Genomic DNA, 19,088 nt, shown 5'->3' with positions numbered 1-19,088 from the left:
CATAAAGATTTATTGATCCGTCATAAGAGTTCTCTGCAAAAAAAAACTCTTACTACAAAGGTAGTAAGAGTTTTTCTTATAATGTTATATTGGTACTTAGTAGTTCCACATATCTTGTTCGAAGTTACGAATCTTCTCTTTTACTCTTTCAGATTCTAACAACTGATTTTGAGCATTATCTTTCATATAGTCGCTGATCGCTCTGTCTCCATAAAGGTTTTCCTCTTTGTAAACAACAGCATTAAAGCGTCTAGAGTTTAAGATTTGATCAAATGAGATCGGTAATGCAGAGTTGTTATCATTAAATGCTTTTGCTTCGTGCAAAGACTCTCTTGAATTTGGGAAGAAAACCCAAAACAACTCAATATAATCCTTTTCGTCACTGTTCATCGTATAAACGTCCGGAGTTACAGGACAAATTCCAAGTAAACGATATTTCAATTCACTCTGACGTTTGTCAAAATACCAATATCCTTTGATTTTGTATTGTGTAACATCCTGAGCAGTTAAATCTTGTTTTAAGATATACTCTGCAGGTACAGTTCTTGAAGGAGGTACCGTCTCATCAACGTAACTAACTGATTTCTTTTTACCAGTTCCAGTAACCACTTTTTTCTTCACAATACGTGTTTTGTAGTCGTCTGGATTTTGGTTGATAAGTTCTCTACCAGCATCAGTTGTATCAATACGAGATAATGATCCTTCGATGTCTTTCATAGATTTTTTAGTATTAAAATAACTGTCAGTGTAAACTTCAGTTATTTTACCTTTTTTGATAGCTTTGGTCAAAACGTCGTAAAGAGAACGTCTATCAGCACCAATGTTAGCTGTATCTATAGGAAAATACAATGGAAAATTGATCTTTTCATTCAAATCAATAATCTCCCAAGTTGTTTTTCCCATCAAAATATCTCTATCATCAACATAACCGTAAGCTAAAGGCTTATCATTATCTGAGATAAGTTGCGCAGGAGTTTTAAGTCCTATTTGAGCAGGTGTTTTCGCATTAAGCAAATTAGATTGTGCGTGAGACGCAAAACCTCCAGCGATAGAAACAATAGCTATTAAAAAATTTCTTACTTTCATCATGATATCATTATAAGATATTGAACGTAGTTTTATCTACATTTATTATTGTATTTCGAAAATTACTGGAGCAGTTCTTGGCAATAAATAGCTTCCAGCTCCAACAAGTTTAGTTTTAATTTCAGAAATAGTAACTTGATCTCCTCTACCAGCTCTTGCAAGTACTTGTTTACATTGTGCATTTAATTTATTACCAGTAACAACAACTGTAGGCTGTCCAGCAATTTTTAAGTTAAATCCAACAACATCTAAACCAACTTCGAAATCAAAATCCATTAATTTCGCACCAATTGTAGCAACTTCTAAGTTAGATTTAGGTCCTTTAACAACACCATAATCACCTCTAATTGTACCAGTTGGCCCAGGAATACCTTTAATTCTGAATGTTTTCTTATCTGAAACTTTATCACCGTTTGGCAATGTACCTGTAACTGAAATTGTTGTCTCAGTACCAGCACCAGGGCTCATGTTATATTTACCTGCTTTACCAGCTGAACTTAATCCAGGAGCACTAGCAACTACTTTGTTGTCAGCAACACCAGCGAATGATACAGAGATTGGGTTAACAACTCCTCTATATACTACATTCATTTTGTCTGCAGAAATTGTAGCAGAATTTGGTCTAGGAACTACAACATACTTTCCAGCGAATTTAAGCGGAATGTTTTTTCCATCTTCTAAGAAAGAAAATTGTCCGTTAATATTTTGCTCTCCAACTCCACCAGCAGTTAATGAGATAACAGCTTGTCCGTTTACGATTTGTCCAGGACCTTGGAAAGAAGTTGGTTTAGTGTTTTCGTCGTAACGTCCTAAAACTACTTTACCAGTAACTTTTTCACCTTGGAAATAAGCATTTTTATCTAAAACTACAATTGCTTGGTAGTTACTGTAAGATGCTGCAGCAACCGCTGCTTTTCCTAAAGCACTGTTATAAACATCAGTTTCAGCTTTTTGAACGTCATTTTGCCAAGCAGAAAGTTTAGCTAATGAAGCAACTGCAGGGAAACCTTTAAAGTGGTAAGCTAAATACTTATCTTTTAAACCTTCTTTGTTTTTAACATCAGAAACATCAAATTTCTTTTCAACCTCAGCTAAGATTGAAGCGTATTTTTTGTCTGACAAAGCAGCCTTCATGTCTGCTTTATATTTTTCAATTTTAGCAATAACTTCATTACCTTTTTTAGTGTAACCTTCACCTGTAAACCAGTTATCAATGTTATCACCTTTGTCCATAGACTCGTAAGGTAGTTTACCAGTCTCTTTATCTGTTTCGAATCCGTGTAAAACATCACCTTTTAAAGAACTGATGTATGCATAAAATTCTTTCGAAGTAGCTTCAACTTTATGAGCTGTTTCTGCAGCAGTTGTGAATTCTCCTTTTGCTTCAGAAGCTTTCTGGTCTAAGGACGTTAATAAATTTGCATTTGATGTTTCTGATGACGTGTTAGCGCTTTCAAATTTTTCATTCATTAATCCAAAAGCAGATAAAACTTCTTTGGACATGTTCATTGCTAACATTGCGATGAAAACCAGATACATCAGGTTAATCATCTTCTGTCTAGGGGTTAATTTTCCTCCTGCCATTTTTTTCTAATTAGTTCTTATTAATAATTTTAATATAATAGTTAAAAACTAATTATCCTTTGTTACTCATTGCAGAAAGCATACCACCGTAAACGCTGTTTAAAGAAGCAATATTAGCAGTCATAGATTGCATTTGCTCTTTCAATTTAGCAGCATTGTCAGCGATTTCGCTATTAGCTTGTGCATTTCTTGAAGCACTTTCTAATTGAACTTTGTATAAACTATTTAATGATTCCATTTGTGCAGCTGCCATAGACATTTCTTCAGCATATTTCTTTTGTCCTGCGATTGAATCAACTGTTGGAGAAATTGCTTTTGCAGCTCCTTCAAAGTTTTTGATTGAATTTCCTAAGCTTGACATTAATTCTCCGTCAATTTTAGCCTCTTTCAATAATGAGTCTAATTTTTGAGAAAGCAATCCTTGAGCATCACTTGGAGTTTCAGCTTTATCCTCTTTTTTTCTAGCTTGTCCGTTTGCTAGTTCTGGGTAAACAAGAGTCCAATCTAACTCATCATCAACTGGTTCGAAAGCAGAAAGGGCAAAGATTAACGCTTCAGTTAATAATCCTACTGAAAGCATAACAGTTCCTGTTAATGGTCCCAATTCAAAGTGAGTAATTTTGAATAATGCTCCAACGATTACCACTGCCGCTCCCATACCATAAGCGAAATTCATTGCTTTTTTACTTAATAATGCCATAATACTTTTTTTTAGGTTTTAAAATAGATTTGTTGGTTATTGAATTTAATTATAAAATTATTTCTTTTTGCTGCTTCCAGTCACTTGAGTTCCCATGTAATCTTGTACAGTTCTGAAACCAATGTAACTTCTTGCTGAATCAGCATATTCGTGATCACGAGTACTTACTTGTAGGAAGTAAGCAACATCTTTCCAAGATCCTCCGCGAACCACTTTTCTTTGGTTGTTTCCGTCAATTACGTTAGGGTTCATTGTAGAAACATACTCGTAAGCATTTGGGTTATAAGCCGAATCTGTCCACTCTGAAACGTTTCCTGCCATATTGTATAGACCGTAACCGTTTACTTCATAAGACTTAGCTTCAACAGTATATAAAGCTTCATCAGCAGCATAATCTCCTCTGCTTGGTTTGAAGTTTGCCATGAAACAACCTCTATCACTCTTAGTGTAAGGACCTCCCCAAGGGTAAGTTGCAGACTCTAGACCTCCTCTTGCAGCATACTCCCATTCTGCTTCTGTCGGCAATCTGAAAGCATTTACTAAGTCACGTCCTTTTTTCTTAGATTTAATATAACTGTTTTTGTTTAAAGTTCTCCAAGCACAGAAAGCTTTTGCTTGTTTCCAAGTAACACCAACTACAGGATAATCTCCATAAGCTTTGTGCCAAAAATAATCATTGTGCATTGGCTCATTATATGAATAAGCGAAATCTTTAATCCAAACTGTAGTATCAGGATAAACACTTACTTGTTCTGTTTTAACGAAGTCTTTTCTTTTTCCAACTTTAGCTTTTGCTGCAGCCTGAATATCCATCCAAGAATAACGGAATTTCAATTTATTTACATCAATAGTTCTTAAACCATTGTATGATTCTTCGATTGGCAAATACATAGAATCCATAACTTCAGTATAATACTCGTCTGGATAAGCTTTTGTATCTTTAATCAACTTCACTTTTTTGTTAAGTTTTCTACCAGCATAAGGATCATCTTTAGTTCCTACACTATAGTAGTTATCATACATATATTTATCATAAGCCGTCATTTTGTCTGGCTCAGAATCATTAAATGCATAATCAGCAATACTGCCGCCTTTTTTTCCTTTACCGTCACCAGTAGCTTTTTGACCTGTTTCATCAGCCAAGATCGCTAAGCGAACTCTCATTGTAGAGTCTTTTACCCACTCTACAAACTGACGATACTCACTGTTTGTGATCTCAGTTTCATCCATATAAAACGAACGAACAGTTACTGTTTTAGTTGGAGCGTCTTCTACATTAGCTAAGTCAGCATCTGCTTTACCCATAATAAAAGATCCACCAGGAACCAAAGTCATTCCGTATGGCTTTTCAGGATGCCATTTCCCTCCTGTAACACCAACTAACTCACCTTTGTCACCTGATTTACCACAGCCAATTACCAGTGTTAAAATTGCTGTAAATGCAATAAACTTCTTCATATAAATTTGGGATTATCTATTCATTATTATAGTTCGTAAACGTATTTATTATTTATCTAAAAAACAATACTAGTTGCGAAATTTATTTTACCGTTCAAAAATAATGTTAAATAAAATAAAAAAAAAATATTTTATCGACAAACTAGCATAAAAAATCGACGTAAAACATAAAATTTTATAACTTGTAATCTGTATCTTACTAATTTTTATTAATTAATTTTTTAAATTTTTAAAAAATTAAGATTTTCATTAAAATTTTCCTTTACAAAGCATTTTTTCGCTGTGCTTTCCACCATCTTTCTGGCAATTCTTGGTTGCAGGCGCATAAATATTCGTCGTATGAACACGGTAATAACGTATTTCTTTTCAATTTATTGCTGCCATCAGAAACAAATGGAATTTCGATCCACCAGCGATCTGTTTTATCACTTTTGTAAAAGATAAGCTCCTCTTCTTCTAGAGGAACAATGTATTTTAAATAGTTCGTTCTGCTTCCAAATGGATATTCTTTAGATCGATAATGGTACCCTTCTATAAAATACCAGACAATCTGAGCAATCAGCGCCGCTTCGTGAACAGTGCTATTGTGATTAAATATCCCAAATGCTGAAACTTTATCACTGATTCCAGAATATCGAGCAAGTGAACAAATCTCCTTTCCATTGAAACCATTAGGCTCAAACGAAACTAAATTTCCTGAGGCAGAAGACTTTACAGAATTCAAATCAACACTAACCAAATCAGCATCTCTAAAAACAGGTTCTGCCAATGCAATATTGTTTGAAATCTCTCCTAATCTATAGGAATCAAAAAATAATTTTTCGATCAAATCAATTTCTTCTTGACTATTATAATAGGTCTGATAACCAATATTACAATAATTAAAAAGGTTATTTGGCTCATCAATAATGATTTTTGTCAGATACGAATTAGCCGAAACTGATTCATTTTCTTTGCCAAAATCAAATCGGTTATCTACTGAAACCAAGTTTACCATTTGCTCCAGATCGTCATAAGCGCGATACAAAGCATAGGTCAAATCCTGAGAACCTCCTAGAACTATAGGAATGACTTTATTTTTAATTAAAGAAGCCACAACCTTTTTAAGTGCAAAATAAGTATCATCTACAGAGTCGCCAGCCAGTATATCTCCAAGATCAGCAATAGACGCATCCCAGTTGCCTGGAAACATACCGTAAAGCTTCTTACGAACTGCGGTCAGATTGACTTCATTCACCATATTGATATTTCGTCTGTCTTCTAAAACACCAATAATAGCAATATTTACTTTACTTATATCCGGAAATTGATCATGGGTATGCAATACTATTTTACTGCCCAATTCTTGAGAAGACAACGAATTGATAAAATTTACAATTCCGTCGTTAACTGGTTCTAGAAAATCAAATTCCATTTATTGTACTTAAATTATTTCTTTTTAGCTGGAGCTTTTTTAGCTGGAGCTTTCTTTGCTGTTGTTGTTTTTTTAGCCGGAGTCTTTTTAGCCGGTGTTTTTGCCGCAATCATATCCTGAACCTGTGCCAATGTCAATTTTGTTGCATCAACATCTTTACTTAATTCGATTTTGATTTTACCTTTTGTAATTACAGATCGGCCCCAGCGTGCTTTTTCAACCAAAATCCCTTCGTCTTCCCAATTATGAAGCACTTTATCAATGTTCTTCTGCAATTTATCTTCAATCAATTCCTCAACATCAGCCTGCGATAAATTATCAAAATTGTATTTTTTGCTCACATTAACAAAAAGACCATTCCATTTGATGAACGGACCAAAACGTCCCACACCTTTTTGAACAGCTTCTCCTTTATATATAGCAATTGGTGCATCAGCCAAAGCCTTTTCGTCAATTAGCTCTTGGGCTCTTTCTTTTGAAACACCTAAAGGATCTTCTCCTCTCGGCAATGAAATAAAGACACTTCCATGACGTACATAAGGTCCATAACGACCATTGCTTACTTCAACTTCTTCTCCTTTATATTCACCTAAACTCTTCGGAAGCAAAAATAAATTCAAAGCTTCTTCAAGCGTGATATTTCCAATGTTTTGATCAGCCATTAAGCTGGCAAACTTTTTATCTTCATCGTCGGCTTCTCCAATTTGAGCCATTGGTCCAAATTTTCCTAAACGAACCGAAACCTGTCTTCCGTCAGCATCTTTACCAAGAATTCTTTCACCGCTTTCACGTTCAGCATTTGCCTCAACTTCTTTTACATTTGGATGAAATTGATTATAGAAATCCTGCATCATTATTGCCCAGTCAATATTTCCTTCGGCAATTTCGTCAAAATCCTGTTCTACTTTTGCAGTAAAATTATAATCCAGAATGTTTCCGAAGTTTTTAACCAAGAAATCAGTTACGATTGTCCCGATATCTGTTGGAACTAATTTTCCTTTATCAGAACCTGTATTTTCTTTCAACAACTTCTCACCTACTTTATCAGCCTGTAAAGTTAATTGTGTATAATTACGTTCTTGACCTTCAAGAGTTCCTTTTTCAACATAATTTCTGTTGATGATAGTTGAAATAGTTGGCGCATACGTAGACGGACGGCCAATTCCTAATTCTTCTAATTTTTTCACTAAAGAAGCCTCTGTATAACGAGCAGGCGGTCTTGAATATCGTTCTGTGGCTGTAATATAGTTATTAGCCAGTTTTTCATTTACTTTTAAAGCCGGCAACATTCCTTCTTGTTCTTCCTCATCATCGTCATGTCCTTCCAAGTAAACTTTTAAGAAACCTTCAAAAAGCAATACTTCACCAGAAGCTGTAAAAATTTCGCTGTGATTATCTGCTTCAATTTTTACGTTTGTTCTTTCTAACTGAGCGTCGCTCATTTGCGAAGCTAAAGTTCGTTTCCAGATCAAATCATATAAACGAGCTTGGTCACGGTCAATATTTACGCTATGACGCGACATATCGGTCGGACGAATTGCTTCGTGCGCTTCTTGCGCTCCTTTGCTTTTGTTTGCAAAAGTTCTCGGTTTAGAGAATTCTTTTCCGTAAGATTTTATGATTTCGGCTTCAGCAGCGTCCATTGCATCTTTTGAAAGATTCACAGAATCCGTTCTCATATAAGTAATAAGTCCAGCTTCGTATAAACGCTGTGCTAACTGCATTGTGATTCCAACTGGCAAATACAATTTTCTTGCTGCTTCCTGTTGAAGCGTCGAAGTTGTAAAAGGTGCTGTTGGAGATTTTTTGGTAGGTTTAGTTTCTAAATCGGCTACCTTATATTTAGAACCGATGTTTTTATTTAAAAAATCTTCGGCTTCTTTTTTAGTATTGAAGTTTTTTGGAAGTTTTGCTTTGAAAACTTTTCCAGCTTCATTTACAAACTCTGCAACAATTGAATATGAAGCAACTGCATTAAAGTTCTGAATTTCACGTTCTCTTTCAACAATCAAACGAACTGAAACAGATTGTACACGGCCAGCAGAAAGTCCGCCTTTGATTTTTCTCCATAAAACCGGAGATAATTCGTAACCTACTAAACGATCCAGAACACGACGTGCCTGTTGTGCATTAACTAAATTATAATCAATTTCTCTGGGATTGTCTATTGCTTTAAGAATCGCAGATTTTGTAATCTCGTGAAAAACGATTCTTTTTGTTTTTTTTATATCTAGTTTTAGTTCTTCCGCCAAGTGCCAAGAAATTGCCTCTCCCTCGCGGTCCTCATCGCTTGCTAGCCAAACCATTTCGGCATTTTTAGATAGTGTCTTAAGTTTGCTTACCAAGGCTTTTTTATCCGGAGAAACTTCATATTTAGGTTTAAAACCATTCTCTACATCTACCCCTATTTCCTTTGATGGTAAGTCGGCTATGTGACCATAACTTGACTCCACCTGAAAATCGCTCCCAAGAAATTTCTCGATCGTTTTCGCCTTTGCAGGTGATTCCACTATTACTAAATTCTTTGCCATTGCTCTTATTTTCTGCAACAAAAGTATTTATTTTTTTTAAATATTAACCTTATGAATGAATTTTTGAGTTATTTTAATATTATGTTTCACAAAATTGCAGATTTATCTGTAATCCTACCTATAATATATATAGGTATAACTTTTAGTTGATTATGTTAGCGAAATGTGCTTTTTGAAACCGAATGCCTTAGCTCAGATTACTTCACTATAATTTTATTTTTAATCGGAGTTCAGTAAATTTCATTTGAAGCGAAAAGCCCGGAGTAAAAAAAGCAAAAGTTTCTTGTTTTAAAAAAGCGACCAAAGGAAGCTCTTTTTAAAACATTAGAAACTTTGCTTTTTTATGTCCCGATAGCTATCGGGATGTAGCGGAAAGCTGGAATAGCTTCTTATAATTATTAATTGTAAATTGTGAGTTGTAAATTTTCACTTAACTATTTTCTAGATTAAAGTCTGCAATTGAGTAATCTATCAAAATTTATGAAAACATTGTTAATTCTTTCCCTGCCATCTTGTCATATTGATGGTATTTGCGCTATCTTTGCACTTTGAAATTTTACAATGGAAAAGATTATTGAAGAAAGCAAACAGGGCGAAAGTCTTGTTTTAGAAAATAAACCTGAGAATACTAAAAAACTATTTATAGAAAGTTACGGCTGTGCGATGAATTTTTCGGACAGTGAAGTTGTAGCTTCCATTTTGTCTGACGGAGGATATAACACAACTTCGGTTTTAGAAGAAGCCGATCTGGTTTTGGTGAACACTTGTTCTATTCGTGACAAAGCCGAACAAACTATTCGTAAACGTTTGGAGAAATATAATGCAGTAAAACGTATTAATCCGAAAATGAAAGTGGGTGTTTTGGGCTGTATGGCGGAACGTTTGAAAAGTCAATTTTTAGAAGAAGAAAAAATAGTTGACCTTGTTGTTGGCCCTGATGCTTATAAAGATCTTCCGAATTTATTGGCGGAAGTTGAAGAAGGACGTGACGCCATCAATGTAATTTTATCGAAAGAAGAAACGTACGGAGATATTTCGCCAGTTCGTTTGATGAGCAACGGAATTACAGCTTTAGTTTCAATAACTCGTGGATGTGATAATATGTGTACGTTTTGCGTTGTGCCTTTTACACGCGGACGCGAGCGCAGCCGCGAACCGCAAAGTATCATGAATGAAATTCAGGATTTGTGGGATAAAGGTTTTAAAGAGATTACACTTTTAGGACAAAACGTCGACAGTTACCTTTGGTACGGTGGCGGATTGAAAAAAGATTTCGTAAACGCTTCTGAAATGCAAAAAGCAACTGCAGTTGATTTTGACCAATTATTAGAAATGGTTGCTGTTGGTTTTCCTAAAATGCGTATCCGATTTTCTACTTCAAATCCGCAAGATATGCACGAAAGCATTTTGCATGTTATTGCGAAATATCCAAATATCTGTAAACACATTCATTTGCCGGTTCAATCTGGAAGCAATAGAATTTTGAAAGAAATGAATCGTCTGCATACTCGCGAAGAATATATGGCTTTGATTGATAAAATCAGAACAATTGTTCCAGATGCTTCGATTTCTCAGGATATGATTGCCGGTTTCCCAACTGAAACGGAAGAAGATCATCAAGATACAATGAGTTTGATGGAATATGTGAAATATAATTTCGGTTATATGTATTCGTATTCTGAACGTCCGGGAACTTTGGCAGGAAGAAAAATGAAAGATGATGTTGAAGAAGAAACCAAAGCCAGAAGATTACAAGAAATTGTCGATTTACAGCAAAAACACGCTTGGTTTAGAAGCGAAGAGTTTGTCGGAAAAACAGTTGAAGTTTTAGTCGAAAAAGTATCTAAAAAATCAAAAGACGAATTTTCTGGAAGAAATTCTCAAAGTATAACAGTAGTTTTCCCTAAAGAGAATTATAAAATTGGAGATTTTGTAAACGTAAAAATCACAAGCTGTACTAGCGGAACTTTAAAAGGTGAAGCTGTTGGATTGAGCGAAATGAATTAAATTATTTCAGGTTTCAAGTTTCAGGTTTTCTTTGTAACTTGAAACTTATAATATAAATCAATAAAATAATCAAACCCTCAAGTTGTAAAAAATGGAAAAAGAAATCATTATTGAATACAAGCCAAAGACAGATATATTAGTTAAAGTTTCTAAATACCTGCTTTCGAGAATGCCTTTTGTAAAGGTGCTTATTTTTGTTTTCTTTTTTGTTGTCTTTCAAAATGCCGTTTTATCAGCTACGCAAGCTGAAACTCATTTACAATGGAGTTTTATCGACCTTATACCTTTTGGAATGGTTCTTTTAGTCTGGGCTGGAGTATATTTTCTAACCATGTTTAATATCAAAAAGAATATTCAAAAAAATAAAAAAAATCTAGAGTCTCAAAAAATAACTTTTACAAAAAACTCCTTTACACAAGAAGGAGAAAGTTTTAAAGTTGAAAATTTTTGGCAAGATATTTTTCAAATTAAAGAAACAAATAATTGGTTTCTGATTTATTTAAACAAAACTTCTGCGCTACCAATTATTAAACAAGATCTCAAAGACAATCAATATACCGAATTAAAGCAACTTTTTAATTCGATCGACATAAAAAAGAGTTTAAAAAGTTAAGGTCAAAGCATAAAACCTGAAACCTGAAACAAATAAAAAACTTGAAACAAAAAACAAATGGAAACAGTTCAAGCAATAAAACAACGATTTGAGATTATTGGAAATGATCCAAAATTAAATCGCGCCATTGAAAAAGCCATTCAGGTTGCTCCAACTGATATTTCGGTTATGGTAACTGGGGAAAGTGGTGTTGGTAAAGAAAATATTCCTAGAATTATTCATTCACTTTCGCACAGAAAGCACGGAAAATATATTGCCGTAAACTGTGGAGCGATTCCGGAAGGAACAATCGACAGTGAGCTTTTTGGACACGAAAAAGGAGCTTTTACAGGTGCGACAAGTACACGTGAAGGCTATTTTGAAGTAGCGGATGGCGGAACTATTTTCCTTGATGAAGTTGGAGAACTGCCTTTAACAACGCAGGTTCGTTTGCTTCGTGTTTTAGAAAATGGCGAGTTTATAAAAGTAGGTTCCTCTCAGGTTCAAAAAACCAATGTTCGAATTGTTGCTGCAACCAATGTTAATTTATTCAACGCTATTGAAAAAGGGAAATTCCGTGAGGATTTGTATTACCGTTTAACAACAGTCGAAATTACATTGCCTCCATTGCGCGAAAGAAACGAAGACATTCATTTATTGTTCAGAAAGTTTGTAGCCGATTTTGCTCATAAGTATAAAATGCCTCCTTTAAGATTAGATGATGATGCTGTGCAGCTTCTTCAGAAATTTAGATGGAGCGGAAATATTCGTCAGCTTCGAAATGTGGCCGAACAAATCTCTGTTTTAGAAACAACCCGAGATATTACATTGGCAACACTTCAGTCGTATTTGCCTGCTGAAGGAAGCAATTTGCCTTCGGTAATCAGCGACAAGAAAAAAGAAAGCGATTTTAGTACCGAAAGAGACATATTATATAAGGTCCTTTTTGATATGAAAAGCGACCTGAACGATTTGAAAAAACTGACTTTGGAATTGATGAAAAATGGTTCATCAAAAGTACAAGACATCAATCCGAATTTAATTCAGAAAATATACGGAAATCAAGAAAACGACAGCGAAATTGATTTTGAAGAAGAGCCAAGAACTGCTGTTATGACTCCGGCAAGCCGAGAAGAGAACTATCAGATGCAGGACGACAATTATTTGTTTGCCGAAACGATCGAGGAAGAAGAAATTTTACGTTTAGAACAGAAAGAAATCGAAATGATCAAAAAATCATTAGAAAAAAATAAAGGAAAACGTAAAGCTGCTGCTGATGAACTGGGTATTTCTGAAAGAACGTTATATCGAAAAATCAAACAATTCGATTTATAAAACAAATAAATTCCAATAATTTAAATTCCAAATTCCAATTTGGAGAAACTAAAATTCCAAAATCGAAATTACTATATTTGAAAATAAATTCACAATTCAAAAGATTGGAATTTAGAATTTGGGATTTAAACACAGTGTCATTAAACTGGCCAAACAATTCTTAAAATAAAAAATGAAATACTTAAAATATATTTTAGTTCTTTTTATAGCAACAACATTCAGCGGTTGCGGCGTTTACAATTTTACCGGAAGAACGGGACAAATTGATGCAAAAACCTTCCAAGTTAACTTTTTCCAGAACAACGCCGATTTGATTGAACCAGGAATCGACAGACAATTTACATTGGCTTTGCAGGATATCATCATGAATCAAACCAACTTAAACTTAGTAAGCAACAGCGGTGATTTAGTTTATGAAGGAGAAATTGTAGATTACAGAATAAGTCCGATGACAGCAACGGCTGTGGGTGCAAATGGAGAGGTCGGCGCAGCACAAAACCGTTTGACAATTCGTGTAAATGTAAGATTCACAAACAAGAAAAAAGAAACTGACGATTTTGAGAAACAATTTGAATTCTATAATGATTTCCCAGGAGGAGATTTACCAACTGGAACAGTTTTAAATAATGCAATTAAAACTATTTTCGAAAGAATTACTCAGGATATTTTCAATGAGTCATTGGCTAAATGGTAGTAATGTTTATTTGTTGAATCGTCGAATCGATTAAACAAATTTCCGATTAAACAGTGAAACAAATAAACGATTAAACAATAAAAAACGATTAAACAACAAACATGAACGTAACCGATTATACATACCTAATAAACAAACCTGATACCGTTACAGAAAAACAGGCCGAAACATTAGGAAGTGTTTTGAATGAATTTCCATATTTTCAAAGTGCACGCGCATTGCGACTAAAAGGACTTTACAAACAAAACAGCTTTAAGTATAATTATGCCTTAAAAGTTACAGCCGCACATACTACAGATCGTTCGGTTTTGTTTGATTTTATTACTTCAGAAGAATTTACTCCTATTCAAGGCAAATATTATAATCGTAAACTGAGGGAACTTTTAAATATTACTGTTTTTGATGTTGAAATTGTTACGGCAGAAGAAAAAAAGAAACTTGCTGAAATTCGAATCGATCCAATAGAAAAATCAATTTTAGATTCTATCAAAGAAGCAACAGCTGTAACTTTTGAAGAACCTGTTGTGCTTTCTGTTGTAGAAAAAACACCAATTGGATCTTTCAGTGAAGAACCAGTTGCTCTTTCTATTGTAGAAGAAACGCCAATAGAACCAGCAGTTGAAGAACCAGCTGTACTTTCTGTTATAGAAGACACACCTATTATTAAGGAACCAAGCCGAACTTTTCTAGAGGACAGATTAGACGATGAAATTCCTGATATCAGAGTAGATCCTATTGAAAAATCAGTATTTGAGGCTATTAAAGAATCAGGAACTGTAGTTTTTGAAGAAGTTAAAACGCCTGAAGAATCAATTGCTGCTGAAATTCCAGAAGTTACAATTATTACTGAAGAAACTTTTGCGTCTGTAGAACCATTAGAAATCGAAACTCCAGAAACAGTAATAGCCGTTGAACAAACTATAACTGTTGCCGAACCAGAAATAACTGTAATTCCAGAAACTGAAACACTTCAGGAAACTGAAAAAACTCAAATTTCTGAGGCTGTAAAAACTGCAGAAGAAAATCTCGAAATTGGGAAACCATTAGATTTTTCTGCAAAAGAGAAACATTCTTTTCAAGAATGGCTGCAATTAGCAAGAACAGAACCTATTGACAGAACTAAAGAAGCGCCAATGGAAGAAAATCTGCCAGAAAACACAATTGAAAAAGCAGAACAAACATTCGGAACCGTTATAGAAGAAGAAAAAACGGAGGAAGAAAAAAAGAAAAAAGCCGAAATAATCGACCGTTTTATAGAAGCAAATCCAAAAATTTCTCCCATAAAACAGACTGCGATAACAGCATCGGTTCAGCTTGAGATCAATAAAGACGAGACTTCTTATTTAATGACAGAGACTTTAGCCAGAGTATATTTGGAGCAAAAAAAATATACAAAAGCAATTCAAGCATATGAAATATTAATTTTGAAATATCCAGAAAAAATTACTTTCTTTGCAGACCGCATATCGGATATAAAGATTTTACAACAAAATAACAATAACAATAATTAAGTAATGAGCACATTTTCAATTTTTTTAGTTTTAATCACAATAGTTTGTTTTCTATTGATCGTAGTAATTATGGTACAGAACCCTAAAGGAGGAGGATTATCTTCTACTATCAGCGGAACTCAAATGTTAGGCGGTGTACAAAAAACAACTGACTTTTTAGATAAAAGTACTTGGACATTAGCTACTATTCTGATCGTTTTAATTTTACTTTCAAGCTTAAGCTTTACAGGTTCATTAAACGATACTGGATCTAAAATTATTGAGAAGACAGAAGCTCCTGCAAATACGCCTGCAGCTCCTGCACAAGGAACTCCTGCACCTGCAGCACCAGCAAAATAATTATAAGCTTGATATAAGATCTAATGCCAGCCTGTCAAAGCTGGCATTTTTTTTAAGAAAAAATGTCAGTTTACTGAGCATGGCACAATTTCTGAAAGTTTATTGAACATTAAAAAACGTATAACTAATAATAATATAAAATCATGGCATTAAACATTAAACCCCTTTCAGACCGCGTACTTATTGAGCCTGTTGCAGCTGAAACGAAAACTGCCTCAGGTATTTTTATTCCAGATACTGCCAAAGAAAAACCACAAAAAGGAACTGTAGTTGCAGTAGGAAACGGATCTAAAGATCATACTATGACTGTAAAAGTTGGCGATACTGTTCTATATGGCAAATATGCAGGAACAGAATTAAAATTAGAAGGAACTGATTATTTGATTATGCGTGAGGATGATATCCTTGCAATTATCTAAAAAAACATATTGTATTAAGTTAGAAGTATTAAAAATCGAGAACTTCAATAACTTGAAACAAATCAAACTTTAAACAAAATAAAAAAATGGCAAAAGATATAAAATTTGATATTGAAGCACGTGACGGTTTAAAACGTGGTGTTGATGCATTAGCAAATGCTGTAAAAGTGACTCTTGGACCAAAAGGTCGTAACGTAATTATCGGGAAATCATTTGGTGGACCAACTGTTACTAAAGATGGTGTTTCTGTTGCAAAAGAAATCGAATTAAAAGACCCATTAGAAAATATGGGTGCGCAAATGGTGAAAGAAGTTGCTTCTAAAACCAATGATTTAGCGGGTGACGGAACTACAACTGCTACAGTTTTAGCTCAGGCAATCGTAAAAGAAGGCCTTAAAAACGTTGCTGCAGGTGCAAATCCAATGGACTTGAAACGTGGGATCGACAAAGCAGTTGAAGCTATTGTTGCTGACTTGGCTAAACAAGCTAAAGTGGTTGGAAGTGATTCTGATAAAATCAAACAAATTGCTTCTATCTCTGCAAACAATGACGACGTTATTGGTGAGTTGATTGCTACTGCTTTCGCTAAAGTTGGAAAAGAAGGTGTAATCACTGTTGAAGAAGCTAAAGGAACTGATACTTTCGTGGATGTTGTAGAAGGAATGCAGTTTGACAGAGGATACCTTTCTCCTTACTTCGTTACAAATCCAGAAAAAATGGAAGTTGAATTAGACTCTCCATACATCTTATTATACGACAAAAAAGTATCTTCTTTAAAAGAATTACTTCCAGTTTTAGAGCCAGTTGCTCAATCAGGAAAACCATTATTGATTATTGCTGAAGATGTTGACGGAGAAGCTCTTTCTACTTTAGTAGTAAACAAATTAAGAGGAGCTCTTAAAATTGCTGCTGTAAAAGCGCCAGGTTTTGGTGACAGAAGAAAAGCAATGTTAGAAGATATCGCAATCTTAACTGGTGGAACTGTAATTTCTGAAGAAAGAGGTTATACACTAGAAAATACAACTATCGAAATGTTAGGAACTGCAAAAAGAGTTTCTATCGATAAAGACAACACAACTATCGTAAGTGGTGCTGGTGAAGCTGACATTATCAAAAACAGAGTAAACCAAATTAAAGGTCAGATGGAAACTACTACATCTGATTATGATAAAGAAAAATTGCAAGAACGTTTGGCTAAATTAGCTGGTGGTGTTGCTGTTCTTTACGTTGGTGCTGCTTCTGAAGTTGAAATGAAAGAGAAAAAAGACAGAGTTGATGATGCTTTACACGCAACTCGTGCTGCTGTTGAAGAAGGAATTGTTGCTGGTGGTGGTGTGGCGCTATTAAGAGCTAAACTTGCTTTAGCTGACTTAAAAGCGGACAACGCTGACGAAGCAACTGGAATCCAGATTGTTTCTCGCGCAGTTGAATCTCCATTAAGAACTATCGTTGAAAATGCTGGTCTTGAAGGTTCTGTTGTTGTAGCTAAAGTTGCTGAAGGTTCTGGCGATTTTGGATACAATGCAAAAACCGACGAATATGTAGATATGCTTAAAGCTGGAATTATCGATCCTAAAAAAGTAACTCGTGTGGCTCTTGAAAACGCTGCTTCTGTTGCCGGAATGATCTTAACTACAGAATGTGCATTAATTGATATTAAAGAAGATAGCGCTGGCGGAATGCCAATGGGTGGCGGTATGCCAGGAATGATGTAATTCATTCTCTTCTTAAAACTTAAAACGCCGGATATTAATCTGGCGTTTTTTTTTGATAGCCACGAATTCACGAATTATTTTTTCAAATCTTTGTGTATAATTTTATTAGCCTTAGATTACACAGATTAAAAGGATTTCTTTATTTACATACCGCAAAATTTTTTCACACAGACAGATTGATTTAAATTTTACAATCTATATTAATCTTAATTTGCTTAAATCTACATGAAATAGGAATCTTTTTAATCTGTGTAATTTATAGCAAACCTTTTTTCAAGCAACGCATTTGTAAAAATTCGTGAATTCGTGGCTATTCTCCTTTCTATTGAATTCGTGGCTATCTTTTTTATTTAACATTCTCTTTTTCTTTAAAAAATCTGTTATCTCTACCTTTGCAGTTCTATTTAAAATTACAAAATGAGAAAATTCACAACTCGCCTTTTATCTTTCACTTTTCTTTTACTTTCTTTCACTATACAAGCCCAAACCAATAAAGATAATTACGTCGTTTTAGTTTCTATGGATGGATTTCGCTGGGATTTTCAAAAACAATTTAATCTTCCTAATCTAAAGCAGATTGAAAAAGAAGGCGTTCATGCTAAATCCATGAAACCTTCTTACCCAACAAAAACTTTTCCAAACCACTATTCAATCGTCACCGGACTTTATCCAGATCATCACGGAATTATCAATAATGTTTTTTATGATGCTGCTTTAAATGAATCCTTTTCATTGTCAAGCGATGCAAAAAATGATTCGAGATTTTATGGCGGAAATCCAATTTGGAATTTAGCCGAACAGCAAGGTGTAAAAACAGCTTCGTTCTTCTGGCCCGGTTCTGATATTGATAAAAGAAATCCAAGTTACTTCAAAAAATACGACAATAAAATTCCGTACGAAGTACGAATTGATACCGTTTTAAAATGGCTCCAGCTTCCAGAAAAACAGCGTCCGCATTTGATTACTTTATATTTTGACGAACCTGATCATACGGGACATAATTTTGGTCCGCTTTCGTCAGAAAACAAAAAAATGGTCATCAAAATGGATTCGATTATGGGTGAATTATCACGAAAATTGGATCAGCTTTCTATCGGGAAAAAAATCAATTTGATTATTGTTTCAGATCACGGAATGGCAGACATAAGCGATGATAAAAAAGTTGCGGTTTTAGATTATTTAAAACCAGAATGGCTGGGTTACAAAGATGTAATTAACCCAATTATGAGCCTTCAGGCAAAATCAGGTTATCAGGATTCTATTGCAGTTGCTTTGAAAAAAGTGCCTCATATTCATTTTTGGAAATCAACTGAAGTCCCAAAAAGACTGCATTACGGAACCAATCCCCGTGTGCATGATTTTGTTATTGAAGCTGATAAAGGCTGGAGTTTAGTAACCAAAAAATCTCAAAATGTAAAAGGCGGAACACATGGTTATGATAACAATGAAAAAGATATGCACGCCATTTTTTATGCAAAAGGTCCAAATTTTAAAGTAGATAAAAAGGTCAAAACATTTCAGAATGTTTCCGTTTATCCTTTAATAGCACATATTCTAGGATTGCAAATTGGCGACATTGACGGAAAATTGAGCGATGTAAAATCGGCTTTAGCTAATTAGATAATTTGTCAATTAGAAAATGTGCCAATTAGATAATTAGATAATGTACTCGACTGTCACCCTGAGCGGAGTCGAAGGGCGCT

At 34.5% G+C, this 19,088-nt stretch carries 15 protein-coding genes; 9 read left to right on the top strand and 6 right to left on the bottom strand.

Annotated features, from left to right (window positions below; all coding sequences use genetic code 11):
• Nucleotides 1–96: 96 nt before the first annotated feature.
• The 6 genes from gldN to topA form a co-directional block, all read right to left on the bottom strand.
• A complete protein-coding gene (gldN, locus tag GKZ88_RS12255; protein WP_155102830.1) occupies nt 97–1,086 on the bottom strand; it encodes a gliding motility protein GldN in 990 nt (329 codons plus the stop codon).
• Nucleotides 1,087–1,131: 45 nt separating this feature from the next.
• Nucleotides 1,132–2,670, bottom strand: coding sequence for a gliding motility protein GldM (gldM, locus tag GKZ88_RS12250; RefSeq protein WP_155102659.1), 1,539 nt, complete (start codon nt 2,668–2,670; stop codon nt 1,132–1,134).
• 52 nt (nt 2,671–2,722) lie between these two features.
• Nucleotides 2,723–3,370 (bottom strand): gliding motility protein GldL, encoded by a 648-nt coding sequence (gene gldL / locus GKZ88_RS12245; protein WP_155102658.1) that lies wholly within the window; start codon nt 3,368–3,370, stop codon nt 2,723–2,725.
• A gap of 57 nt (nt 3,371–3,427) precedes the next feature.
• The gene (gldK, locus tag GKZ88_RS12240; RefSeq protein WP_155102657.1) at nt 3,428–4,828 is read right to left on the bottom strand and encodes a gliding motility lipoprotein GldK; all 1,401 of its coding nucleotides are present in this window, start codon (nt 4,826–4,828) and stop codon (nt 3,428–3,430) included.
• A gap of 262 nt (nt 4,829–5,090) precedes the next feature.
• The gene (locus GKZ88_RS12235) at nt 5,091–6,242 is read right to left on the bottom strand and encodes a formimidoylglutamase (RefSeq protein ID WP_155102656.1); all 1,152 of its coding nucleotides are present in this window, start codon (nt 6,240–6,242) and stop codon (nt 5,091–5,093) included.
• 14 nt (nt 6,243–6,256) lie between these two features.
• Complete coding sequence (gene topA / locus GKZ88_RS12230) at nt 6,257–8,773, bottom strand: type I DNA topoisomerase (protein WP_155102655.1); 2,517 nt, start codon at nt 8,771–8,773, stop codon at nt 6,257–6,259.
• Between the two features lie 561 nt (nt 8,774–9,334).
• Here topA and miaB point away from each other — a divergent pair.
• From miaB to GKZ88_RS12185, 9 genes are all read left to right on the top strand, one after another.
• On the top strand, nt 9,335–10,780 hold the full coding sequence (miaB, locus tag GKZ88_RS12225; protein ID WP_155102654.1) for a tRNA (N6-isopentenyl adenosine(37)-C2)-methylthiotransferase MiaB: 1,446 nt from the start codon (nt 9,335–9,337) through the stop codon (nt 10,778–10,780).
• A 91-nt stretch (nt 10,781–10,871) separates the two neighbouring features.
• On the top strand, nt 10,872–11,393 hold the full coding sequence (locus tag GKZ88_RS12220; RefSeq protein ID WP_155102653.1) for a YcxB family protein: 522 nt from the start codon (nt 10,872–10,874) through the stop codon (nt 11,391–11,393).
• A gap of 57 nt (nt 11,394–11,450) precedes the next feature.
• Entirely contained in the window at nt 11,451–12,707 is a 1,257-nt protein-coding gene (locus GKZ88_RS12215; RefSeq protein ID WP_155102652.1) for a sigma-54 dependent transcriptional regulator, read from the top strand.
• Between the two features lie 172 nt (nt 12,708–12,879).
• Complete coding sequence (locus GKZ88_RS12210) at nt 12,880–13,401, top strand: LptE family protein (protein ID WP_155102651.1); 522 nt, start codon at nt 12,880–12,882, stop codon at nt 13,399–13,401.
• 101 nt (nt 13,402–13,502) lie between these two features.
• Nucleotides 13,503–14,912: a tetratricopeptide repeat protein gene (locus tag GKZ88_RS12205; protein WP_155102650.1), complete on the top strand. Its 1,410-nt coding sequence runs from the start codon at nt 13,503–13,505 to the stop codon at nt 14,910–14,912.
• A 3-nt stretch (nt 14,913–14,915) separates the two neighbouring features.
• Complete coding sequence (secG, locus tag GKZ88_RS12200; protein ID WP_155102649.1) at nt 14,916–15,251, top strand: preprotein translocase subunit SecG; 336 nt, start codon at nt 14,916–14,918, stop codon at nt 15,249–15,251.
• A 143-nt stretch (nt 15,252–15,394) separates the two neighbouring features.
• Nucleotides 15,395–15,670, top strand: coding sequence for a co-chaperone GroES (locus tag GKZ88_RS12195; protein ID WP_012023920.1), 276 nt, complete (start codon nt 15,395–15,397; stop codon nt 15,668–15,670).
• 86 nt (nt 15,671–15,756) lie between these two features.
• Nucleotides 15,757–17,385, top strand: a complete 1,629-nt coding sequence (gene groL, locus GKZ88_RS12190; protein ID WP_155102648.1) for a chaperonin GroEL — start codon at nt 15,757–15,759, stop codon at nt 17,383–17,385.
• Nucleotides 17,386–17,802: 417 nt separating this feature from the next.
• Nucleotides 17,803–19,005: an ectonucleotide pyrophosphatase/phosphodiesterase gene (locus tag GKZ88_RS12185; RefSeq protein WP_155102647.1), complete on the top strand. Its 1,203-nt coding sequence runs from the start codon at nt 17,803–17,805 to the stop codon at nt 19,003–19,005.
• Nucleotides 19,006–19,088: the final 83 nt, after the last annotated feature.

The sequence above is a fragment of the Flavobacterium sp. LC2016-01 genome (genome assembly GCF_009711135.1).
GTDB lineage: Bacteria > Bacteroidota > Bacteroidia > Flavobacteriales > Flavobacteriaceae > Flavobacterium.
This window is presented reverse-complemented; position numbering and strand designations above follow the sequence as displayed.

Coding starts and splice junctions, on each gene's coding strand:
- gldM (WP_155102659.1), bottom strand. CDS start 2,670: ATGGCAGGAGGAAAATTAACCCCTAGACAGAAGATGATTAACCTGATG.
- miaB (WP_155102654.1), top strand. CDS start 9,335: ATGGAAAAGATTATTGAAGAAAGCAAACAGGGCGAAAGTCTTGTTTTA.
- GKZ88_RS12215 (WP_155102652.1), top strand. CDS start 11,451: ATGGAAACAGTTCAAGCAATAAAACAACGATTTGAGATTATTGGAAAT.
- gldN (WP_155102830.1), bottom strand. CDS start 1,086: ATGAAAGTAAGAAATTTTTTAATAGCTATTGTTTCTATCGCTGGAGGT.
- gldK (WP_155102657.1), bottom strand. CDS start 4,828: ATGAAGAAGTTTATTGCATTTACAGCAATTTTAACACTGGTAATTGGC.
- secG (WP_155102649.1), top strand. CDS start 14,916: ATGAGCACATTTTCAATTTTTTTAGTTTTAATCACAATAGTTTGTTTT.
- topA (WP_155102655.1), bottom strand. CDS start 8,773: ATGGCAAAGAATTTAGTAATAGTGGAATCACCTGCAAAGGCGAAAACG.
- GKZ88_RS12235 (WP_155102656.1), bottom strand. CDS start 6,242: ATGGAATTTGATTTTCTAGAACCAGTTAACGACGGAATTGTAAATTTT.
- groL (WP_155102648.1), top strand. CDS start 15,757: ATGGCAAAAGATATAAAATTTGATATTGAAGCACGTGACGGTTTAAAA.
- gldL (WP_155102658.1), bottom strand. CDS start 3,370: ATGGCATTATTAAGTAAAAAAGCAATGAATTTCGCTTATGGTATGGGA.
- GKZ88_RS12185 (WP_155102647.1), top strand. CDS start 17,803: ATGAGAAAATTCACAACTCGCCTTTTATCTTTCACTTTTCTTTTACTT.
- GKZ88_RS12205 (WP_155102650.1), top strand. CDS start 13,503: ATGAACGTAACCGATTATACATACCTAATAAACAAACCTGATACCGTT.
- GKZ88_RS12195 (WP_012023920.1), top strand. CDS start 15,395: ATGGCATTAAACATTAAACCCCTTTCAGACCGCGTACTTATTGAGCCT.
- GKZ88_RS12210 (WP_155102651.1), top strand. CDS start 12,880: ATGAAATACTTAAAATATATTTTAGTTCTTTTTATAGCAACAACATTC.
- GKZ88_RS12220 (WP_155102653.1), top strand. CDS start 10,872: ATGGAAAAAGAAATCATTATTGAATACAAGCCAAAGACAGATATATTA.